Source organism: Vreelandella populi (genome assembly GCF_003989825.1).
Lineage (GTDB): Bacteria > Pseudomonadota > Gammaproteobacteria > Pseudomonadales > Halomonadaceae > Vreelandella > Vreelandella populi.
On the sequence record NZ_RZHE01000007.1, the window covers coordinates 99,441 to 118,786 of the forward strand.

A 19,346-nucleotide genomic window follows, 5' to 3' on the forward strand; every position below is an offset into this window, starting at 1 on the left:
CGACTGTGTACGACTTATGGACACTGTTGCGCAAGCCCCTAAGACGATTAAGGTGACCTCAATAGAATGGAGCGCCTGAATGATCACTGCCTACCTTACCCATCCGGATTGTTCATTACACCATATGGGGCCTGAACACCCTGAATGCCCGCAGCGTCTGGAAGCAATTCGTGCGCGCCTGTCGCTAGCCGGATTATTACAGCAAACCATGCAGGCGGATGCCAAGGAAGCCTGTTTTGAGGCACTGGCCAAAGTTCATCCCACCCGGCACCTGACTGCCCTGGAACAGTGCGTACCCAGCGAGGGAATCACCGTGCTGGATAGCGAAACACTCATGAACCCAGATAGTCTCAAAGCGGCTCGAGTCGCGGCTGGGGCGGTTATTAAGGGAGTAGATCAGGTATTCAAAAGCCAGGCGGATAATGTTTTTTGCGCGGTAAGGCCGCCTGGCCACCACGCCGAGGCCACGGACGCGATGGGATTCTGCTTTTACAATAATATAGCCGTAGGAGCTGCCCACGCCCGTGATACCTATGGCGCCAAACGTATTGCCATACTCGATTTTGATGTTCATCAGTGCAATGGCACTATCGATATTTTTAAAGACAGGCCCGAAGTGCTGATTTGTACTAGCTTTCAGTACCCTTTCTACCCTTGGCGCTATTTGCGCAGCGAATGGAAAAACGTGGTGAATACACCACTGGAAGCGGGTACGGAGGGACCAGAATTTCGCCGTCTTGTCGAGCAGCAGTGGCTCCCTGCCCTGCATGCTTTTAAGCCAGACTTGGTGATGATTTCAGCAGGCTTTGATGGGCATCGTGATGACCCCATGGGCGATATCTGTCTGGAAGACGAGGACTTCTATTGGGTGACCCATATGGCCATGGAAATTGCCACGCTCTATGCCGACAACCGGGTCGTTTCAGTGCTTGAAGGTGGCTACAACCCCAAATCGTTAGCCAGCGGTGTGGAAGCGCATTTGAAGGCCCTGTTGGGTCTTCCGTTTTCCGAAGTCACCTAGGATAGGTTAACGCTATGGTACTATGGCCGTTAATGCTGTTTCCTACGTGATGACTATGACCGCCACTTCTGAAGAACATGCTGCGCTGCGTATTGCCTCAGGGCGCAAGGCGTTTGTTGAACCGCTATGCCTGGGTGAGCGACTCAAACAGATACGCCTGGCCAATCAGTGGACCCTGGAAGATGTCAGTCAGCGCACTGGCCTGGCACGCTCGACTCTGTCGAAAATCGAGAACGATCAGGTGTCACCCACGTTCAGCGTGGTTCAGAAGCTGACTACCGGGCTCAATATTGACCTGCCGCAGCTATTTACGCCGCCCAAACGGGAACGTTACACCATGGGGCGGCGAGATTTAACACGCAAAGGTAAAGGGCAACTGCATCCAACGCCTACCTACGAGCATGAGCTGCTTGGCCACCAGCTTGCACAAAAGCGCATGATCCCTTTCAAGACCATTGTGCGCGCACGCAGTTTTGATGAGTATCACCAGTGGGTTCGCCATGATGGCGAAGAATTTCTGATGGTACTCCACGGCGATATCATGCTGTATAGCGAATTTTACGCGCCGCTTATGCTAGCTGAGGGCGACAGTATCTATTTTGATAGCGACATGGGACATGCGCTGGTATCCACCAGTGCCGATGACGCTATCGTATTGTCGGTATGTACCCGCGGCGACGAAGGATAAACCGCTTTAGAGACAGTTAGTGGGTTTTGGCAATCCGGCAAGGCGCGCAATACGTTTTGCCGGGCTACCTGGAAACAGGGCCATCAGGTAAATCGACTTGCCCTTCTCTTCACCCAAGGCGTTTTTAACTGCTTTTACCAAGGGCCGCATGGCCGGCGCCATTTCATAGCGCAAATAAAAATCCCGCACTACCTCGATTATTTCCCAATGGGCTTCTGTCAACGACAAGCCTTCATCGTCGGCCAGCATTTCAGCCACCGGTTTTGACCACTGGCCCTGTTTAACTAGATATCCTTCGGGGTCTAGCCCTATTTGGTTATTTGAATCAAGATAACGGTATATTCTTGTATTCGACATATTAGTACCATGTCACCGTTTGAGTATGCTGCTCAGTCAGGCCGATAAATCCTTGCATATCTATCGTCGCGAATTCCCGACTATCAACAAACTCATCCAGCCCCCAAGCAGTAATATCTTCGGCTAACAGATAAACGCGCGATTCATATAGCGCCCAGCCATCCCACTGAGTATGCAGCGCCGCTTGTACGCCTGCTTCGATAAGCACAATGGCATCGTCATCGGCTATTGCTTGCTGCATCTGCCGTGCGGCATCACTATCGGGCGCTTTGGTTAAAATATGCAACATGGCTCTTTCCACTAAAAATTAAGTATCTGCGAATAGTTTTTCATGAAAGCAGGCATCTTCTGAGCCTGCACAAGCTGTACGTTATCGCGTAATTTGGAGCGCGTTAAACTCAAGGCCTCCAGGGTCTCCTCAGAGGTCCATAGCTGCTCGATATCGTACATCTCCAGCATATCCATGGTGGGTCTGGTGGCTTTCATACCCGGAGCACCACTGCCCTGCTTTTTAAGCAATGCGGTAACCCCTTGCCCCAGGAAAAGTAAATCCACCGGGTGACCAAACGCAGCGGCTACCAGTGCTGCGTCTAGCCCTTCCCGCAGCAAATTGGAGCTGTATGGGGCATGGCGAATAATAACCAGCAAGCTGTTTGACTCCTCCATCAAGCCTCCTATCAGGCAAATGTAATCAAGCGATCACAGCGCTGCTGTAAGGTTAACAGCTGACCAAGCCCGGTTAATTCAAACGGCGCTTCCAGATTAAACGACGTTTTGCCATGCCGCTTTGCTTCTGCTTCACTCAAGACTCCTCGCCTCAAGGCTGCAGCAATACATACATCCAGAGAAACCTGGTGAGCTTGATGCAACTCAGCCCAAGCCTCGCGTAGGTTGAGCTCGTCCTGCGGTGGCGCCATCAAAGAAGACGCGTTGTGCACCCCTTCATGATAAAAGAACACGCCGCTTAACTGGTGCCCTTGCGCTAACAGCGCATGGGCAAAACGCAATGCTGAGTGCGGTGCAGGGCTGGTATACGGCGCACCCATCACTAATAAACCATACTCCATGGCGTCAAACTCAAATTCAATAGCCTAAAAAAAAGCAGACCCTACAAGGTAGGGTCTGCCCGTTTACTAACCGCTATAAACCGTTAGTCGTTGCTCATGATACCCAAAATAGACAGCAGGCTCACAAACAAATTATAGATCGATACATACAGCGTAACGGTTGCCAGGATGTAGTTCGTTTCGCCCGCGCGGTGAATGATTTCACTGGTCTGGTAAAGAATCGCGGCAGAAGCAAACAGTACAAAACCTGCCGAAACCATCAGTGAAAGCGCTGGAATGTTGAAGACCAATCCAGCCACCATGGCTAGAATCAAAACGATCGCGCCAGCCAGTAAGAAATTACCAAGGAAGCTGAAATCTTTCTTGGTCGTCAAAGCAACGGCTGAGAGACCAAAGAATGTCAGGCCAGTCATTGCCAGCGCATTCATGATCAGCGCACCACCGTTAGGTAGCGTTAGATAAGCTGAGATAATCGGCCCTAGCGTGAAGCCCATAAAACCCGTAAACGCAAAGGTCGCCAGCAGGCCAGCTGCTGAATTCGCGGTTTTATGAACCAAGAACATCAACCCATAGGCACCAATAAAGAACACAAAGATGTTCATTTGCTGGATACCCATGGCAACCGAGGCGCCTGCCATCACTGCGGAGAAGAGCAGTGTCATTGCAAGTAACGCGTAAGTGTTACGTAGCACCTTGTTAGTGCTAACGCTATTGGCAACACCGCTTGACCGCGTATGTGCCGTGTTCAGGTCGTTATAAGCCATTTCTTAATGCTCCCCAAATAATGTTGCTTACAATAGACCAGCATGCCGCCACCAAGTTCCAGACGCAAGCCCTTATCGTAACGAAACTGAAGTGCTCAACCTTTTTCTAACGAAAGGATAGTCAGCTATGCTTACTTTTTCGAATAACAGAGATACCTAGACAATGATAAAAACACTTTCTTTCTCATCTTTGGTACTGACTTGTTACGCTGCAAATGCGCTTGCCTTCTCGCCTATGGGGGAAGATATTACTTATACAGTTAACGATGAAACATTTGAAGGCTACTACGTTTCAGCCATTAATGAATCAAAAGGCACGGTACTGATTATCCATGACTGGGATGGCGTGGATGACTACGAACGCCAGCGAGCCGATATGCTAGCCAATGAAGGTTATGACGCATTTGCCATTGACCTTTTCGGTGCCGGAAACCGCCCCCAGGCAGTTGAACATAAACAAGCGGCTACCAGCCAGCTGTATGAAGATAGAGCGCGAATGCGTCAATTAACCTTGGCAGGCTTAACCCAGGCCCGGGAGCAAGGCGCAGCCGAGTCAACCGTATTACTTGGCTACTGCTTTGGAGGCGCCGTAGCGCTTGAAATAGCCCGCTCTGGCGAGGCGAATGATGTCGTGGCCTACTCAAGCTTTCATGGCAGTCTAGCCACTCCTGAGGGGCAGGACTACCCGCAAACCACGCCGCCTATCTTCATTGCTCATGGAGGTGCCGATGAAAGCGTCAGCCTCGAGGAAGTTAATACGCTCATGGAAACGTTAGAAGCGGCTGAGATTACTTATGAAGTAAATATTTATTCAGGCGCACCCCACGCCTTTAGCGTATTCGGCAGCGACCGTTACCAGGCGCGAGCAGATGAGCGTTCCTGGGCCTCGTTTACGCAATGGCTAAATAACATATCGAATAATGGCGTATTGCAGTGACGCAAACCGCCACTGGCGACGGTTCTCATCGCCAGTGGCGTCTTTTAGCTTTTTAGTTCTTTGTCCTCATTTTTCGGCGGAGTAACCGCTGTGCTAGCGGTGTGCCGAATATCTTGGGAGGCGTATAATCTGGCATCAACGACATGCAGTACTGCGAGTTGCACAAACAGTACCGCAAAACAGATGATAAAACCTTTGATCATGTCGGCTTACCTGAATCAGGCTGGCGATAGTCAGCCTTCTGCTGAATGCTAGCTCAACGTTTGCTGAAAGCAATAGCCGTACTAAGCAAAAAATCATGCCATAACAAATCGTGTTCTATCACTCTTACTGCTGACCAAACTCTTCAGTATCGATATCCATTTGCTGCGCCGTGCTATACCGTTTCCCCGCTACCTGATCAGGCGTCATCATCAAATTGAGTTCACTTAGGAATTTACTATCGAGCGTCAGACTATTAGCTGCCAAATTTTCACGCATATGGGCGATTGAGCAAGTCCCGGGGATGGGAACGATATGGCTACCTTGCGCTTTTACCCAGGCCAGTGCCAATTGGGCAGGAGTAACTTCAAGCGATTGGGCTATCGACTGAAAGCGTGATAGCACTGCTAGGTTTTTAGGCAAATTGTCAGCGTTAAAGCGTGGCATATTGGCCCGCATATCTCCCTCGCCAAAAACCGTATCGGCCTGCATAGCACCTGCCAAAAAGCCACGCCCTAGCGGGCTAAATGCCACCAAGGCCACATTAAGCTCTTGGCAGGCATTAATCAGCGCAATTTCAGGATTGCGTGTCCAGAGCGAATACTCCGACTGCACTGCCGCTATCGGATACTCCTTATGCGCTTTATGAAGCGTCTGCGCTGAAACCTCAGACAGCCCCACGCCGCCAATCTTACCTTCATCGACCAGCTTACCTAGCGCGCCGACGCTCTCTTCAACAGGCACGTCGCGGTCTAGCCGGTGTAGATAATAGACATCGATATGATCGGTCTTTAAACGCGCAAGGCTTGCCTCACACTGTTGGCGCAGTATTTCCGGGCGCCCGTTAATGACCCGCTTTCCACTATCAGCATCGATGGCCATACCGCACTTGCTGGCCAGCAACAGCTCCTGGCGTTTGTCTTTTAAGGCATTGCCAAGCAGGCGCTCATTAGTCGTGCCGCCATACAACGTTGCGGTATCAAAATGCCGATATCCCATTTCAAACGCTTCATGCAATGCACGCAGGGCATCTATCTCCGGCACATGCTGGCCATAGCCATGAGACAAGTTCATACAGCCAAGGCCAATAGTAGGCGAAGACACTTCTTTAAGACGCTGGAAAAACATCGACATAGCCAATCTCTGAAAAGGAAATTTCTGCGTATTGTTATGCCGCATAATGATTAACAGTTCAATCAACTATGTGTAAAGCGCGCCGCCATAGTGAGCCATAGCCTTGAAGGCGATAGACACATAAAAGCCTCAAAGGATGACCTCTGAGGCTAAAAAAGTAACGCCAGCTTTTAGGCAGTGTTAACCGGTATGGCGCCCTTGAAGCTTATCCAGGAGCCTATCGATCATTCCTACCCCTGGCCCAACACTTTTATGAAATAGCTCTGAATGAGGTGAGCTGGGGTGCGGGCGTGTCGGCGCCAGCTTTTTGGCATTTTCGACTTTTTCACCCAAGTTGATAAGCTCATTGCCAGAAATATGGGTGCGTAGTTTAGGAAATTGATCAGATTCTTCATCATCAATATGATGGCGAAGCTGTTTTTCCATCTCTTTAGTCAGCGCCATAAAAGATGGATCAGAGGCATCAACATCCTCTAGCTTTTTCATGACCTTGACGAGTTCATCATGCTCTTTCTTGTCATGCTCGACTTCATCGCGGCCATTGGGGATATGTTTCTCCATTGCTGGGTAAACATACATTTCCTCAGCTACCGCATGACGCATTACTTCGGCAATTGCCGTATCTATGAGATCCCGACGCTGCTTGGGATCGTTTGTGCTTTCTACCTGGGTTAGTAACTCCAGCATTTCCTGATGATCGGTCGTTAAAATATTTATAACGTCCAATCCGTTGCCTGACTGGCCTTGCGTGTGGTTATCCATACCTTCCTCTCCCTCTCATTAATAGACTATGAGCCGCCAGCTCCCTTTCAAGTTAGCACCTTCGGATAGTTATTTCCAAGCTCACTAACAGACGCCTAAAACATGTCCGGTATTCAAGCCTCACTTCATAAGCTACGTTATAAGAGTATTAACAAACCGGCTTGACAAACCAAGGAGTGGATGATGGCAACGTTTATGGTTTACAGAGCAGTTCAGGAAGGCATTGAAATTGATGCGCAGCCCGAGTGGTGGGTAGTGGATACGCGTGACGCTGAACAACGGGATGGTGACCTGGTGCGTAAGCGCTGCACGACCAAGCCTGAAGCCGATGAAGTGGTGAATGAGCTCAACGAAAAATATGCTGGTTAATTAGCTACGTAGCCTGCCCGTTAAGTAACAAAGCAGGCTACGTAAAGGCTCCAGGCTGAACTTGGGATCTATCATTACTTAAGCATCCACCAGTCTTACCGCGGCACGGACTGGTGGACGATAATGATGTAGGAAACAGGGGGATGGGTTATTTCTTACCACTTAACGATCTAAGCAGCGACTCAACTTGATGGTCGCCCTCACCTTCATCATCTAACTCCTCTTTTGCTAGGTCTTTCTTATCTCCAACCACGGCATTACAGGAATTGCAGTAAATAGTTTCATCTTCATCGGTATGATCAGGGAAACGGAGATCTTCGCTGCCACACTGGGCACATCGTTTCGGAAATGCCATTTAAAATTACTCCTTATTGTGTGTATAGCATCATGCCATGCACACCTATAGCTTAGCTGATATCGAAAATAACTGCGTATAGTCGGCTTGCTGCATATCCAGCAATAAAATTATGCTTTCAAGCACCCGTTAGGGCTGGATCCGTGAATGAAACGTCAACAGATCTTTGAGCGGGTCTAGCTCTCTTGCTTGCTCAAGCCTTGGTAATGAATACTAATGTAACGCATAGCAACTGGCAGTGTTATATGATCCGATGAATACAGGCCTACAAAAGTAAGAACGTTCAGGTTAGTTATACATATAAAAAAAATGCCAGCCCGACAGGGCTGGCACCAGTAATAGCTAGGTTAATGGGAGGATCAATTAGACATCATGCTTGTTACCGGTTATTCCATCGGTAATTTTCCGTAGGCCTTTTTCGATGGGATGCTCCTCTTCACCGGAGTCATCCCCAGCAGAAGGAGATGCCGATTCATAGAGTTCGGCACCGCATGAGCTGCATGGATGGTCATGGGGAGTTTCAGCCTCAGCTTCAGGCACATACTCATGACCACATTTTTGGCATGTTTTGTGTTGTTTCATAGCAGTCCTCCTCACTAAAGATATTAATTAGGTATCTGATAAGAAAATAAGTTCAAAGACAATATTCAGCCTATCAAAGCCATATACACTTAACTTTTGTTTTAATGACGCTTGGCTTTCTCAGTTTATTAACAAATATAAATACTAGTCAAATCACTCCTTTAGTTTAATAACATTCATACAAAAAATACTTTCCTAGAGCATATAGTAGCGCAATACTACCCGCTGAGCGCCCCTCGGCATGATGGAGAAAAACCATGATTGCTGTTCACCAAGGTACCGGAGTGGAATTTTCAGCTATTTACCGCCGTCTGGTTATTAATCAATTAATTAGACGGGTTGAGTTTCTAGAAGCTGAAAAATATGAGCTAGCGGCTGAAAAGAAAATGCTCGCCGCTGAAAATGCCAAGTTAAGAAGTGAGGTTGCCCAACAAGCGAAGCAAATAGCCAACCTTAAAGTCGTCTAGGCTTTCTCATTCAAGCAATCTTTTAAGCAGCCTTTAGCTCAATGCTAAAACCAATCCCTAGCTCCCTGCGCAAACGTCCGCCTACTATTTCAATGAGCTTGAGCCCCGACAAGCCTCACGCAATGGACAAGTAGACACAGCGCTGGAACTCGGAGAAGACCTCGTATCGAAAAGCGAGTAGAGTATTTAACCCATCCTGGATAGCTGAGCTATAGTTTCAAGGTAAACACGCGTGCACATCTCATCATCAAGAACCAGGAGGTTCGTATGAGGAAATGGATATTGTTAGCGCTCGTAAATTGGCTACGCAAGCCAGCCAACCGTCAGAAAGCCAAAGACGCTTGGAACAAGTATCGAGGAAATAGTGCGCAAAGGCAGTCACCTAATCGGCCACGGACTACGTCCCGGAATTCACCGATGCATCGCTCCGACAACAATTTTGATCACTAAACATTAACGCCCCGCCTGGGAAATGGCGGGGTCTTTGCCGGCTCGGCTTCCTTCAGGCAAAGGAACCTCGTCGAGAAACTCAAGAGCGCGCACCGGCATGGCAAACTTGATGTCTCGTTTATCCAGCTCTTCGAGTAGAGAGAAGTTAATCGCTTGCTGGATATCCATATAAACGTTGTAGTCCGCGCTCAACACGAAATAGACGATTTCGAATTTCAACGCATAATCAGCAAACGCACTCAAATGCGCGCGATCGAAACGAGTCTGATTGGTTGATGAGATCACCTGCCTTATAAGCGGCGGAACCTCACGCACTTTATCAATTGGTGTTCGAAACGAGATAGCTAGGTTGAACACCACGCGCCGTTCTTTCATCCTGCTGTAATTGTGTAGGGTTTGCTGCAGAAGCTTGGTATTCGAACAAATGACCTGCTCACCGCTCAAGCTACGGATGCGTGTCGTTTTCAGGCCAATGTATTCAATCGTTCCGGCAATATCGCCGAAGACAATAAAGTTACCTGTGGTAAACGGCTTATCAACCCCAATAGAAGCAGAAGCGAACAAATCACTGAGTAATGCCTGCACAGCAAGGGCAATAGCTATTCCCCCAATCCCTAAGCTTGCTACAAACGCGGTGATATCCACGCCAAGGTTAGCTAGAACCGACAGCAGCACAACAGCCCATAGGATAATGCGAAACGTCAGCGCGACCATGGTCACCGTAAGCTGATTATCCTGGCCAGCTTTATCACTGATGGTTTCCTCTTTCCATAACGCAATAGCGGCGCCAACCCACAGACCGAACTGCAGCGCCAGCACCAAAAACCATAAATGACTGACTTGATCTTCCCACCCTGGCCCCAAATCAACGATGGCCAAGCCAATTTGTAAGGCCATCGCGGCAATGAGCAGACGACTGGTATGCTTAAAAACCTCAATGCCATAATGGCTCAGACGGCCTTTCCTGCGTGATAACCAACTGGTGACTCGAGCAGTAATTGAGCTCATTAGTATTCGAAGCGCGAAATAGCTGGCAATAGCGATGCCTACCACCAAGACAAAGTTCAGAAAGACAGGCTGGGATATCCATTCCTCCCATGAGCGCCACAAATCCCAATCAAACATATAAAATGCCCTTTTATGTAGTATGAACTATGACCCTGACAGTATGGCTAATAAATTAGGACACGCTGCATAGCGTGAACCGCCTCTCTTAAATAAGTTGGTAGGGCTTAAATACTGAAGCAATGGGTTGTTACGTACTCGATTCAGCCATATTCGCTCGAACTAATGCTCTGGATGGCACGGATGTGCTTACTTTCCGATAATGAAAATCTAGCCCTACATCCCACTGGACTCCCGGACCTCCTATGCTATGTTGATTGTAATGTGGGATAAGCCCTCGTTTTGATCACTCGAGATATAAGGAGGTTCGCCATGCGTTTCATCTCAACTCGGGTACACGGAATGGTTGATTATCTGATGGGCCTGCTGCTCATCGTAGCCCCTTTCCTTTTTGGCTTTGCCACGGGAGGCGCCGCTCAGTGGGTGCCAATCATTCTAGGTGTGGTTATGCTGGCCTCAGCCATCATGACGAAGTATGAGCTTGGGCTCATGCACTTAATTCCAATGCCGCTACACCTCACCATGGACTTAGTCAGCGGTATTCTATTGTTGGTTTCTCCCTGGCTTTTCGGCTTTGCGGATACGGTCTATCTGCCTCATGTCATCCTTGGTCTTCTCGAGATCGGCGCCAGTATCACCACAGAAAAGCAGCCGAGAAATCTGCCAGCCTCTAAGAACCGAACCTGAGTACCATTAGGATTAAGGACCAAAAAAGGTCAGAATGTTTCAACGCCCAAGGAAACCCGTTTGCTGAAGATACCGGAGTGAACCGATGGTTGCCTGTCATACTGCATCGCTATCGGGTTAGGTTACTGATCGCCATTATGTTTTGAGCTTGGCAGCTAAAGGAGGGCTCACGTGTTCATTCATCACTTGAACTGCATTTCGACCTGCCCCCTTGGCGGTAAGCTGATGGATGGCCAAACTCGATCACTGGTCAAGCGTGGTCATCTCACCTGCCACTGTCTGTTGCTTGAAGCAGATCATGGACTCATTCTGGTAGACACTGGGCTTGGGCTTGAGGATGTGCGTAACCCGAAAAGTCGATTGAGCGGTTTATTTTTGACAATGGTGAGTCCCAATTTTCGGGAAGAGATGACAGCAGTTCGTCAGGTTGAAAGTTTGGGATTTAACGCTTCTGACGTCCGTCACATCGTTTTGACCCATCTGGATTTCGATCACGCTGGCGGGCTAGACGATTTCCCCCACGCCACTGTCCATATGCTGCAAGAAGAGTGCGACTACGCGCTAAAGCAACTGACATGGTTGGATCAACAAAGATTTCGGCCACAGCAGTGGTCAACCAAACCAAACTGGCGGTTGTATAGGGTCAACGAAGGGGAAGACTGGTTCGGCTTCTCCTCTGTTAGCCAGCTTGAGGGCGTACCCAACAATATTCGCCTGATCCCCTTGCCCGGTCATACTCATGGTCACTGTGGCGTAGCTGTAAAACTGGATGATAAATGGCTATTGCAGGCCGGTGATGCCTATTTTCATCATCATGAAATGGATCTACAGTCGCCCTCTTGTACTCTTGGCCTGCGTTTTTACCAGACTTTGATGGAGAAGGATCGCCAGGCACGGCTCAATAATCAGCAGCGTTTGCGAGAACTCCGCCGCGTGCAAGGCGATCAAGTGGAGCTTTTTTGTTCTCACGATGTGGTGGAGTTTGAACGACTATCGGGCCGCTCCGCACGAGTACCAGCGCATCACCTTCGCCGCTGACACAAGACGGCTATAAATAATACTTAAGATTGAAGATCGTGACAGTTTCAGCCAGACACCACTCTTTGGAACAAGAGCACTGTTTTTCAACTTTAAATCATAGCCGCTCTATAAGACACTTATTGCATAAGCTGGGATAGGCCAACTCGCGTCCGGAGTATCATTTCACGCGGTAACGTTGGCCATAGCCTAGCGCAAGCGAAAGCCGCCTTGCGCCCCAAGCGATGGGATAGCATGCTGGCAAGCCGCTCGGCCTCACGCACTGGTTGGGTTAGATCGTTAAAAGCCAGGCGTTGATACGTGCTGGAATCGCCACCCGCGGCGTGAACATGGGCTGCAAGTGTGGCTGTATGCAGGGCAATGGCAATTCCATCACCTGCAAACGATGGGATCACCGCCGCCTGATCCCCCAGTGAAAACAGGCTGGGCACCGAGTCATCGGGTGAACGAATATATCCATAAGGAATACCGGAGACGGCTAGGGGCTCACACCAGCGAGGCGTTAGCGTGGCGAGCCGCTGCTTCATATGAGAGGAAGTACGACCAAGCCAGTCGAGTACCCCAGGCCAATTACCACCGCATGCTTTATATATATCTTGGCTGATCAAAAAGCAGAGATTGACCCTCCCCTTCTCTATCGGTTCGAGACCGGCGTAACCGCCATTGAACAAATGAATTTCAACGGTGTTTCGCCATTGAGGCTGCTGCAATTCGATGGGGTTAAAGTGCATCTTGAGGCCAATCAAATCATTGCGATGAGACGCCTCCACCTTACGCTTCCAGTTGCGCAGTTCATGCTTTCCACTGGCCAGAAACACCGTTTGTGCTGAAAACGCTGTACTGGCTTGCCCTTCACTCGACTGGCGTCTGGAAACCAATCTCCAACCATCGTCAGTGCGCGATAACTGCTTGACTGCCGTTCCCAGCTCAACGTTTGCACCCGCACATTGCGCCTGCTCGATCAAAGTTGAATCCAGTAAGCGTCGGGACAGACTCCATGCGGTAAAAGGCAGGTCAAAAGCAAGTTCGTTCTCGCCATTATAAAAACGAACGTGACGAATAGGCTCAGCCCCTAACGCCGCTAAATCCACCCCCAGCTCCTCTAGGTGTTGTGCAGCTTCAAAGCTAATAAATTCGCCGCAAACTTTATGATGCGGACCCGATTTTCGTTCCAGAAGGCGCACCGGCATGCCTTGCCTGGATAATTTAATGGCCGCGGCAGCTCCCGCTGGCCCGCCGCCTATGATTACCGTTTCTTCACTCATCGGATAGGTGCTTCCTTATTACAGGAAACGCAAAGGCGGAAAGGAAAAAACCACTGAACACGCACATCTCCATTGAGCTCTGCTTTATTGATCAGACGCTGCCAATCCGCCACCGTTAAAGCGCGCGCCACCGACACAGCGGCATCATTACGGATTAACCGGTTGCGGCTAAAGAGTGCAGTGGCCGCCCTGATAAAATAATACGGGATGGGATGTCGATGCAGATCGTTAATAAACCAGCCTTTGCACGCGCGGCGGTCCATCCAGCGCAGGAAATCCACAATTTGCTTGTCGGTAAGGTGATGAGTAAATAGCGACGATATAACGATATCGATGGGCTGATCTGGCTCGAACGCAAACACATCCGCCGTTTCGTAGCGTATAGCAGGAGGCTGTGGCCAGGATTCGGCGGACTTTTTCGACCATGGGTTCAGGTCTACCCCTACCAGATGGTAACCAGCTTTCGGCGTAACACGAGCAGGCCATTTCTCGACGATCTGGCGCAACATGTCACCACCACCACTGGCCACATCAAGTACAAAGAGACGTTTATGGTTTTCTACCCATGGGCGAAGCCAGTGCAGGGTCGGACGATAAGCCAGTGTAAGATGATTGATACGCTCAAGGCCCTTGAGACAATCGTGGAATTCTTCAAACGAGATATCTTCTTCATCCATGAGTTCCTTTTCATTACTGCGTTGACTGAAATCCGGCATTACTCGCTTTATCCCTAAAGTACGAAACGCATGCTTTCGACAGTTAGCCCAGGGCCGAACGCCATTGCCAGACCGGGGCCCGACCTCGCTGAGTTATTCAACATATCCTGAAGCACAAACATGATAGTGGCCGATGACATATTACCGAACTTCCTAAGCACCTCTCGCGACTCGGTAAGCTCTAGCTCTTCAAGCCCTGCGCCTGTCTTTACTGCATCCAACACCGTACGCCCGCCAGGGTGAATCGCCCAAAGCGCAATATCATTGTGCGTATAACCGCCTAGCAGCTTATTCATTACAAGCGGTAGGTTTTTGGCAATGGCACCCGGTACTTTGCCTGATAAGTGCATATCGAAGCCTTGATTACCAATATGCCAGGTAATCAAGGCTTCGGTTTCCGGCAGAACATCAGAGTGGAAACTTTGGATTTCGAGACCAACAGGCTTCGACGATACGATACTTGCCGCACAGCCGTCGGAAAAAATTGCGAATGATAAAATCTCTTCAAGCGTTCCCGCAGACTTGAGATGCAACGTGCAGAGTTCAAGATTAAGTACCAGCACCTTGGCGTGCGGCTCCGAGCGCACAATATGTCGAGCCAGCTTCAGTGCGTTGATCGCAGCATAACAGCCCATGAAACCGACAGTGGTGCGTTCAATACTCCCTGGCAACCCATAATGCTTAATCACCTGATGATCCAGCCCTGGGGCATAAAAGCCTGTGCAGGTTGTTGTAATCAAATGGGTTGTGCCGGTGAGGTCGAGCTGGTCCAGGGCACGCTTTGCCAAAGTGAAAGCGCAGCGTTCGTAAAACTTCATGCGCGTCTGAGTATCAGGAAAAGCGTGGTTTTGATAGAAACCCGCCGCATCCAGTTCGTCGTCACCCGCATGAGGTTGAAGAAACGAATATCTATGCTCTATCTGTGAGCGCTCAGCCATCCGCTGAAACACTTTAACTGAACGCGTATCCGGCAGAAGCCGAGGAGCGTAATCGATGAACTTGCTATGTATATCAAAGTCCGGGACAGCAGAGGCAATGCTATTGATGTAGGCCGGATTCATTTTCTAGCTCCTCACTACCTTAGTATTGCTTGAATTCAGGGAGACAAGTTCTATTTATTACCGCGGTTATTTTCTGAAGAAATTTCCAATGGAAACAAAGGAAAGCTTTAGACCTACTATCAACTTCTGTGTAGAAACAAGTACCCAGCAGCTACCCATGGCTCCACGAAGAAGCCTTAATCCTAACTATAAAAACAGGGCTTTTAGAAAACCTAGTATAAAGACGGCGGGGATTGAAACGCTCAGTGGCTTTATATAGCTTTCTTGGCTTCTTAATTAATAAAAGTGATCAATTAGTACGTCGCGATAAGTCATTAGCGCTAGCAACTTGACCCAAGCCTGCCATTACCTCAATGCTATACCCTGCGGCTTTTAAGCGGTGCGCAAATATACTTTTTAAGATCAGGAACATACCCAATCAGTACATCCGCTAGCCGCTTATTTCCACCTTGCCTAGCTTAGCGGGTAAGGAAACTCCTTTCTGGCGAGATAGACTCACAACACCACTCACCCGCCCGACCCGTTCAAGGATGCTATCGATAGTTCTCGCCGGGGCGCTAATCTCAATGGAACGTGACATGACTAGCTCCTGTAACATCCGTGTTTTGAACTATAGATGTTCCACCCAGGCCCGCTAGTATTTCTTGCACCGCATTATTTTAGCGGTCCATCCAATCTAATGTGACAAAGCGCTTCTTAGCGCTAACAAGGAAGTGTTTTACTCTTAGTGATGACTTCTTCTATGGCACTAGCTTTTTCCCCTTGTCATGGCAGACAAGACGCTGGCAAATCGGTCAACCCTGGCTGAGAATCGTTCAATTGCTCGAAACAGGCGTCAGAGGTTCGTCGTCGATATCGGGATCATGATGGAATGTCGCGGCCAGTGTATTAGCCTGCTCTTCAACCTTTACCTCAGCTTTTGCATTTAGTAGAAGGGAATCAATCTCCACGACGCTCTTCTCGACGGCGGCGTCGATCACCAGCTCAAACCAGGGATCGTCATAGCGATAGACGAACTCATGCCGGACCTCATCATCATCGATAATACGCAAGCCAGCCTGGATTAATTCAAGATCGCTCCCTCGTACGACAGCTTCTTCTTCCATAGTGCCCACGATATGCAGCGTCACTTGGCCAGTCCATTGCAGTGGCATGTTCCATCTCCTTAGCGTTGGGTGTATTAGAAGCATAGCCGCGACGGTCCAAGATGAAAGCTTGCATCGCTCATTCCAGCTGCCGATTGGTTCCGTCAAGAAACAAACTCCAAACAAATAAGCCCCTGAAAAAATCAGGGGCCTTTTTGCAATCAGCATCAGAACAATGCTATTCCAGCTGATTAACCGATACGGAATGGGATTTGGTGGTCGACATTTTTGATAGCGATGACCATCGCCGGAACATAGCCTTTAGGTTGCGATTCAGCCAATCTCCAATTCGCATGATAAATTCATAACCGCCCAAACCAGAACTAGCCGCAAAGCAACCTTGGGGCCATAAACGAGCTTTGGGAGGACGACGTAGGCGGAAAATTGCCAAGCACACATCACGTGCCGTAAGGGGGCTAGCGAGGGGTCTGACAGTTAGTCCTGCATGATCTGTTTCCACCGGCATCGCGCCCCAAGCCCTAGCCTCCCATCGCCCTGGGGTGTACCAGAATTTTTTGATCAACTCTGCACTAGCGGCTCGTGTATCCGCCCCAAGGTCAACAGCCTTCGGGTCCAGAAAGAGACTATCGACGAAGGTTGCACATGATTGCCTAAGCAACGGCAGCCCTGCATCGATGACAGCAGTATTCTGCTCGGCCTTTAAAACCGGCACTATTTGACCTTCCATTTCTGAGTAGCCCTGAACCAGCCCATGATCTCCGCTACATGCTAGTTCGATTAGGTGTGTTAGGTCTGGAATTACTTTTATATATCCACTCTGACGGCTTTCATCGCAAAAATAGGCCTCTCGTTGACAATAGCTCTCGGTCTGCTCGCCACCCTGCATCAATTGGAAATAGAATGCTGTAGGCGCCACGGCTCCTGCCATGACGACAACCTGAGAAAGCGAATTCAGCATCTGACCCCGACCACATGTATCGACAAGCCCCCACTCGCCAGCATCAAGCATACCCTCTTGCTGCGCGTATCGAATCAACAGGTCTCTAGCATCCGAGGCTCGCTGGAGAATCATTTCGGCCGGAGCTCCACACACAAGCACATCGCCCAGTGCTTTGCGCGATTTCTCAGAAAGGGGCGTACTCCAGTCGCGCTCGGAAAGCCCAGCCTCCAATAGCGAAGCGCGTATATCCTCTGGGGTGAGGTTGACTCTCGCCAGATAGCTTCGGACCGAGCGCTCTCCCGTTCTCCGCAGAATCCATGTAAGTGCTTCATCATCAATTGTACGTAGTTCTGCGATACGTAGCGCCTGGCGGCTGCCGTAGAAGTACCTCAATTCTATGTCAAACCCTGCAATTTTCTGTGACATACGCTGTGCGATGTCGAGCAGAATCTGTCCATCACGCGAAACGAAGTACAACCTACGCAGGCCCAGGGACTTCGCGCGTCGCAGAATCCACAACACATATCCAGCGAGTACCGGTGCAATAACACCAGCTGACACATCCCTGAGCGCAGCCTGTACCTGAGACGGCGCATCGACAGAAAGCCGTGCCATGCGAGATGCACCCGCCATTACTGACGTCAGACCATCCGTAGCGATGGAGTATGTCTCCAGAATCTGCTCGTACCTGTTCAGGTGCGCATGCTCGAAATACTCGGTACGGACCCCTGCTTTCCGCGCGGCCAATATATCCGCTCCATAGTTGCCACCGGTATGCGATATCATTCCCAGCGATACCGCCTCACGCTCTGCCATATCCCGGAAAGAATCGCCGTATCGCTTGGACTTCTTCGTCTCACATGACACGTAGCAGGAATCTCCTTTTTGAAATAACCCTAGATCAGTTAACCGCGCCTCAAGAAACTCTGAACTCAAGTACATGTTCGACAGAAATACAATCCGATCACCGCGTGTACGTGCATGGCTTATATGATCGCGCATTTCAGGATTCGCGCGAATCAACTCGGTTTCAAGCGCACGCTCAGCCTCAGCCAGTGCCTGGGCATCTCTCCCTGACATCTTTAGGGAATCGCTCAACTCGCGATAGATCGTCTCCAGAGTTACATCATACGGATGGGCTATCTGTCTTGCCCGACGCTCTGCCTCCCTACGATGCTCTGCAAATGCAGCGGGGGTACATTCGATAAGTCCACTGGCGCAGAGTCGCCTTCCGAGCAGTAGAAAAACGGCGGAAGGAGTGCCTACTAGACGTGTCACTAATGTGTCGAAAATGCCGTACGAAGCAACCCGGCTTCCTAGGGCGTGAACCTTTAGACCCGGTACATGCTTGGATGTAGCAGTAATATTTGTTCTTGTAGTCATGTCGGCATCTCACGTTAGGGTTAGGTGCTACTGGTGAAAAAGGCGAACGTCAGGGAGAACGCATAGCCGTCCATGAATTTATATGGCGTTCCCCTGAGCCAACCCACTAACATTACTCAATGTTACATATAATTACTTTGTATACTAGTGTTACACATTTGCCCTATTTTAACAAATTTATATGAATTGATGCGTAAGCACTCGTATAAGGATGTAAAAACGCTTCATATACGCCTGTAAGAAAGCCAGTCGAAACTACCGAAATAAAATGCAACATCTAGTACTGCTGGAGCGGCATATTGTTTTTATAATCACCCCTGAAGTAGTTAATTAAAAGTAGCCCCACACCCTTTTCTAGTGGCTGACTTTATAGGTTGCGATACTCATGCCGACGAACCCTACACCCGCCATTGGACTGGCGATAATTCGCGAATATGGCATGGCCAGATAAAAGCCTGAAAAAGGTAAGCAGTAAAGTCAATAATAGCGGTAATGGCTTGATAGCCGTACTGGCTCGAATAAAATTGGCTAGTCCTTTACACCCTATGGCGTGGCCACCACTGGAATGGAAATCAAGAAAGATCTTTCGATGCTATCGTTTTGAGAGCAGCGTTCTGAACACACTAAAAGACCGGTGCAATTAATAGAAAGCATGCTAGGCAGGAAACGCAGGGCCTAGAAACGAAAAAAGCCCCTGAAGAATCAGGGGCTTTTCGAGATAAGTGGCGGAGGGACAGGGATTCGAACCCTGGGTAGGTTATTCACCTACGCCGGTTTTCAAGACCGTAGTATAAGAGCGTGTTTTCGCTTTAAAAACAATGCCGTTTGATAGGTGTGTATAACGATACTGCGTTATACAGGGCGGCTTTGT

Annotated in this window: 23 protein-coding genes; 7 read left to right on the top strand and 16 right to left on the bottom strand. The window is 49.3% G+C overall.

Annotated elements, in window-relative coordinates; all coding sequences use genetic code 11:
- The first annotated feature begins 79 nt into the window (after positions 1-79).
- The gene (locus ELY25_RS08920) at positions 80-1,021 is read left to right on the top strand and encodes a histone deacetylase family protein (protein ID WP_126950932.1); all 942 of its coding nucleotides are present in this window, start codon (positions 80-82) and stop codon (positions 1,019-1,021) included.
- A 55-nt stretch (positions 1,022-1,076) separates the two neighbouring features.
- Positions 1,077-1,709 (top strand): helix-turn-helix domain-containing protein, encoded by a 633-nt coding sequence (locus ELY25_RS08925; RefSeq protein WP_126950933.1) that lies wholly within the window; start codon positions 1,077-1,079, stop codon positions 1,707-1,709.
- Between the two features lie 6 nt (positions 1,710-1,715).
- Here ELY25_RS08925 and ELY25_RS08930 read toward each other — a convergent pair whose 3' ends face one another.
- The 5 genes from ELY25_RS08930 to ELY25_RS08950 form a co-directional block, all read right to left on the bottom strand.
- Entirely contained in the window at positions 1,716-2,066 is a 351-nt protein-coding gene (locus ELY25_RS08930) for a TusE/DsrC/DsvC family sulfur relay protein (protein WP_126950934.1), read from the bottom strand.
- A gap of 1 nt (position 2,067) precedes the next feature.
- Positions 2,068-2,355, bottom strand: a complete 288-nt coding sequence (tusB, locus tag ELY25_RS08935; RefSeq protein WP_126950935.1) for a sulfurtransferase complex subunit TusB — start codon at positions 2,353-2,355, stop codon at positions 2,068-2,070.
- Between the two features lie 11 nt (positions 2,356-2,366).
- Positions 2,367-2,732: a sulfurtransferase complex subunit TusC gene (gene tusC / locus ELY25_RS08940; RefSeq protein WP_126950936.1), complete on the bottom strand. Its 366-nt coding sequence runs from the start codon at positions 2,730-2,732 to the stop codon at positions 2,367-2,369.
- 11 nt (positions 2,733-2,743) lie between these two features.
- Positions 2,744-3,133 carry a sulfurtransferase complex subunit TusD gene (gene tusD, locus ELY25_RS08945; protein ID WP_126950937.1) on the bottom strand — a complete coding sequence of 130 codons (390 nt, stop codon included), beginning with the start codon at positions 3,131-3,133 and terminating at the stop codon, positions 2,744-2,746.
- Positions 3,134-3,216: 83 nt separating this feature from the next.
- Positions 3,217-3,897, bottom strand: a complete 681-nt coding sequence (locus tag ELY25_RS08950) for a Bax inhibitor-1/YccA family protein (RefSeq protein WP_126950938.1) — start codon at positions 3,895-3,897, stop codon at positions 3,217-3,219.
- Positions 3,898-4,060: 163 nt separating this feature from the next.
- Here ELY25_RS08950 and ELY25_RS08955 point away from each other — a divergent pair, with 163 nt between their 5' ends.
- Complete coding sequence (locus tag ELY25_RS08955) at positions 4,061-4,834, top strand: dienelactone hydrolase family protein (protein ID WP_126950939.1); 774 nt, start codon at positions 4,061-4,063, stop codon at positions 4,832-4,834.
- A gap of 327 nt (positions 4,835-5,161) precedes the next feature.
- On the opposite strand, the gene ELY25_RS08960 is transcribed toward ELY25_RS08955, so the two are convergent.
- Together ELY25_RS08960 and ELY25_RS08965 are read right to left on the bottom strand one after the other, a co-directional pair.
- Positions 5,162-6,169 carry an aldo/keto reductase gene (locus ELY25_RS08960; RefSeq protein ID WP_126950940.1) on the bottom strand — a complete coding sequence of 336 codons (1,008 nt, stop codon included), beginning with the start codon at positions 6,167-6,169 and terminating at the stop codon, positions 5,162-5,164.
- 180 nt (positions 6,170-6,349) lie between these two features.
- Positions 6,350-6,931 carry a hemerythrin domain-containing protein gene (locus ELY25_RS08965; RefSeq protein ID WP_126950941.1) on the bottom strand — a complete coding sequence of 194 codons (582 nt, stop codon included), beginning with the start codon at positions 6,929-6,931 and terminating at the stop codon, positions 6,350-6,352.
- Between the two features lie 183 nt (positions 6,932-7,114).
- Between ELY25_RS08965 and ELY25_RS08970 the strand changes: the two genes are divergently transcribed.
- Positions 7,115-7,300: a hypothetical protein gene (locus ELY25_RS08970; RefSeq protein WP_126950942.1), complete on the top strand. Its 186-nt coding sequence runs from the start codon at positions 7,115-7,117 to the stop codon at positions 7,298-7,300.
- Between the two features lie 148 nt (positions 7,301-7,448).
- Here the strand turns inward: ELY25_RS08970 and ELY25_RS08975 are convergent, their stop codons facing one another.
- Together ELY25_RS08975 and ELY25_RS08980 are read right to left on the bottom strand one after the other, a co-directional pair.
- The gene (locus ELY25_RS08975; RefSeq protein ID WP_126950943.1) at positions 7,449-7,655 is read right to left on the bottom strand and encodes a hypothetical protein; all 207 of its coding nucleotides are present in this window, start codon (positions 7,653-7,655) and stop codon (positions 7,449-7,451) included.
- Between the two features lie 363 nt (positions 7,656-8,018).
- Entirely contained in the window at positions 8,019-8,237 is a 219-nt protein-coding gene (locus tag ELY25_RS08980) for a hypothetical protein (RefSeq protein ID WP_126950944.1), read from the bottom strand.
- A gap of 257 nt (positions 8,238-8,494) precedes the next feature.
- Between ELY25_RS08980 and ELY25_RS08985 the strand changes: the two genes are divergently transcribed.
- A complete protein-coding gene (locus ELY25_RS08985; protein WP_126950945.1) occupies positions 8,495-8,704 on the top strand; it encodes a hypothetical protein in 210 nt (69 codons plus the stop codon).
- Positions 8,705-9,157: 453 nt separating this feature from the next.
- On the opposite strand, the gene ELY25_RS08990 is transcribed toward ELY25_RS08985, so the two are convergent.
- Positions 9,158-10,279 (bottom strand): mechanosensitive ion channel family protein, encoded by a 1,122-nt coding sequence (locus ELY25_RS08990; protein WP_126950946.1) that lies wholly within the window; start codon positions 10,277-10,279, stop codon positions 9,158-9,160.
- Between the two features lie 312 nt (positions 10,280-10,591).
- Here ELY25_RS08990 and ELY25_RS08995 point away from each other — a divergent pair, with 312 nt between their 5' ends.
- A complete protein-coding gene (locus ELY25_RS08995; protein ID WP_126950947.1) occupies positions 10,592-10,966 on the top strand; it encodes an SPW repeat domain-containing protein in 375 nt (124 codons plus the stop codon).
- A gap of 171 nt (positions 10,967-11,137) precedes the next feature.
- Positions 11,138-12,004: an MBL fold metallo-hydrolase gene (locus tag ELY25_RS09000; protein ID WP_126950948.1), complete on the top strand. Its 867-nt coding sequence runs from the start codon at positions 11,138-11,140 to the stop codon at positions 12,002-12,004.
- 119 nt (positions 12,005-12,123) lie between these two features.
- Here the strand turns inward: ELY25_RS09000 and ELY25_RS09005 are convergent, their stop codons facing one another.
- The 6 genes from ELY25_RS09005 to ELY25_RS09025 form a co-directional block, all read right to left on the bottom strand.
- Positions 12,124-13,269 carry an NAD(P)/FAD-dependent oxidoreductase gene (locus ELY25_RS09005; RefSeq protein ID WP_126950949.1) on the bottom strand — a complete coding sequence of 382 codons (1,146 nt, stop codon included), beginning with the start codon at positions 13,267-13,269 and terminating at the stop codon, positions 12,124-12,126.
- On the bottom strand, positions 13,266-13,985 hold the full coding sequence (locus ELY25_RS09010) for a methyltransferase domain-containing protein (protein ID WP_126950950.1): 720 nt from the start codon (positions 13,983-13,985) through the stop codon (positions 13,266-13,268). Before ELY25_RS09010 ends, ELY25_RS09005 begins: the two co-directional genes overlap by 4 nt.
- Positions 13,986-13,999: 14 nt before the next feature.
- A complete protein-coding gene (locus ELY25_RS09015; RefSeq protein ID WP_126950951.1) occupies positions 14,000-15,046 on the bottom strand; it encodes a type III polyketide synthase in 1,047 nt (348 codons plus the stop codon).
- 430 nt (positions 15,047-15,476) lie between these two features.
- Positions 15,477-15,626 (bottom strand): hypothetical protein, encoded by a 150-nt coding sequence (locus ELY25_RS17785; RefSeq protein WP_185856330.1) that lies wholly within the window; start codon positions 15,624-15,626, stop codon positions 15,477-15,479.
- 235 nt (positions 15,627-15,861) lie between these two features.
- Positions 15,862-16,200 (bottom strand): hypothetical protein, encoded by a 339-nt coding sequence (locus ELY25_RS09020; RefSeq protein ID WP_126950952.1) that lies wholly within the window; start codon positions 16,198-16,200, stop codon positions 15,862-15,864.
- Between the two features lie 169 nt (positions 16,201-16,369).
- The gene (locus ELY25_RS09025; RefSeq protein ID WP_126950953.1) at positions 16,370-18,190 is read right to left on the bottom strand and encodes a hypothetical protein; all 1,821 of its coding nucleotides are present in this window, start codon (positions 18,188-18,190) and stop codon (positions 16,370-16,372) included.
- Between the last annotated feature and the right edge of the window lie 1,156 nt (positions 18,191-19,346).

Bases quoted from the DNA above. Each gene is read 5' to 3' on its own strand.
- ELY25_RS08955 (WP_126950939.1), top strand. From the start codon at position 4,061: ATGATAAAAACACTTTCTTTCTCATCTTTGGTACTGACTTGTTACGCT.
- ELY25_RS08985 (WP_126950945.1), top strand. From the start codon at position 8,495: ATGATTGCTGTTCACCAAGGTACCGGAGTGGAATTTTCAGCTATTTAC.
- ELY25_RS08975 (WP_126950943.1), bottom strand. From the start codon at position 7,655: ATGGCATTTCCGAAACGATGTGCCCAGTGTGGCAGCGAAGATCTCCGT.
- ELY25_RS08995 (WP_126950947.1), top strand. From the start codon at position 10,592: ATGCGTTTCATCTCAACTCGGGTACACGGAATGGTTGATTATCTGATG.
- ELY25_RS17785 (WP_185856330.1), bottom strand. From the start codon at position 15,626: ATGTCACGTTCCATTGAGATTAGCGCCCCGGCGAGAACTATCGATAGC.
- ELY25_RS09005 (WP_126950949.1), bottom strand. From the start codon at position 13,269: ATGAGTGAAGAAACGGTAATCATAGGCGGCGGGCCAGCGGGAGCTGCC.
- ELY25_RS08920 (WP_126950932.1), top strand. From the start codon at position 80: ATGATCACTGCCTACCTTACCCATCCGGATTGTTCATTACACCATATG.
- tusB (WP_126950935.1), bottom strand. From the start codon at position 2,355: ATGTTGCATATTTTAACCAAAGCGCCCGATAGTGATGCCGCACGGCAG.
- ELY25_RS09010 (WP_126950950.1), bottom strand. From the start codon at position 13,985: ATGCCGGATTTCAGTCAACGCAGTAATGAAAAGGAACTCATGGATGAA.
- ELY25_RS08930 (WP_126950934.1), bottom strand. From the start codon at position 2,066: ATGTCGAATACAAGAATATACCGTTATCTTGATTCAAATAACCAAATA.
- tusC (WP_126950936.1), bottom strand. From the start codon at position 2,732: ATGGAGGAGTCAAACAGCTTGCTGGTTATTATTCGCCATGCCCCATAC.
- ELY25_RS08960 (WP_126950940.1), bottom strand. From the start codon at position 6,169: ATGTCGATGTTTTTCCAGCGTCTTAAAGAAGTGTCTTCGCCTACTATT.
- ELY25_RS09020 (WP_126950952.1), bottom strand. From the start codon at position 16,200: ATGCCACTGCAATGGACTGGCCAAGTGACGCTGCATATCGTGGGCACT.
- ELY25_RS08990 (WP_126950946.1), bottom strand. From the start codon at position 10,279: ATGTTTGATTGGGATTTGTGGCGCTCATGGGAGGAATGGATATCCCAG.
- ELY25_RS08965 (WP_126950941.1), bottom strand. From the start codon at position 6,931: ATGGATAACCACACGCAAGGCCAGTCAGGCAACGGATTGGACGTTATA.
- ELY25_RS08970 (WP_126950942.1), top strand. From the start codon at position 7,115: ATGGCAACGTTTATGGTTTACAGAGCAGTTCAGGAAGGCATTGAAATT.
- ELY25_RS08950 (WP_126950938.1), bottom strand. From the start codon at position 3,897: ATGGCTTATAACGACCTGAACACGGCACATACGCGGTCAAGCGGTGTT.
- ELY25_RS08925 (WP_126950933.1), top strand. From the start codon at position 1,077: ATGACCGCCACTTCTGAAGAACATGCTGCGCTGCGTATTGCCTCAGGG.
- tusD (WP_126950937.1), bottom strand. From the start codon at position 3,133: ATGGAGTATGGTTTATTAGTGATGGGTGCGCCGTATACCAGCCCTGCA.
- ELY25_RS09015 (WP_126950951.1), bottom strand. From the start codon at position 15,046: ATGAATCCGGCCTACATCAATAGCATTGCCTCTGCTGTCCCGGACTTT.
- ELY25_RS08980 (WP_126950944.1), bottom strand. From the start codon at position 8,237: ATGAAACAACACAAAACATGCCAAAAATGTGGTCATGAGTATGTGCCT.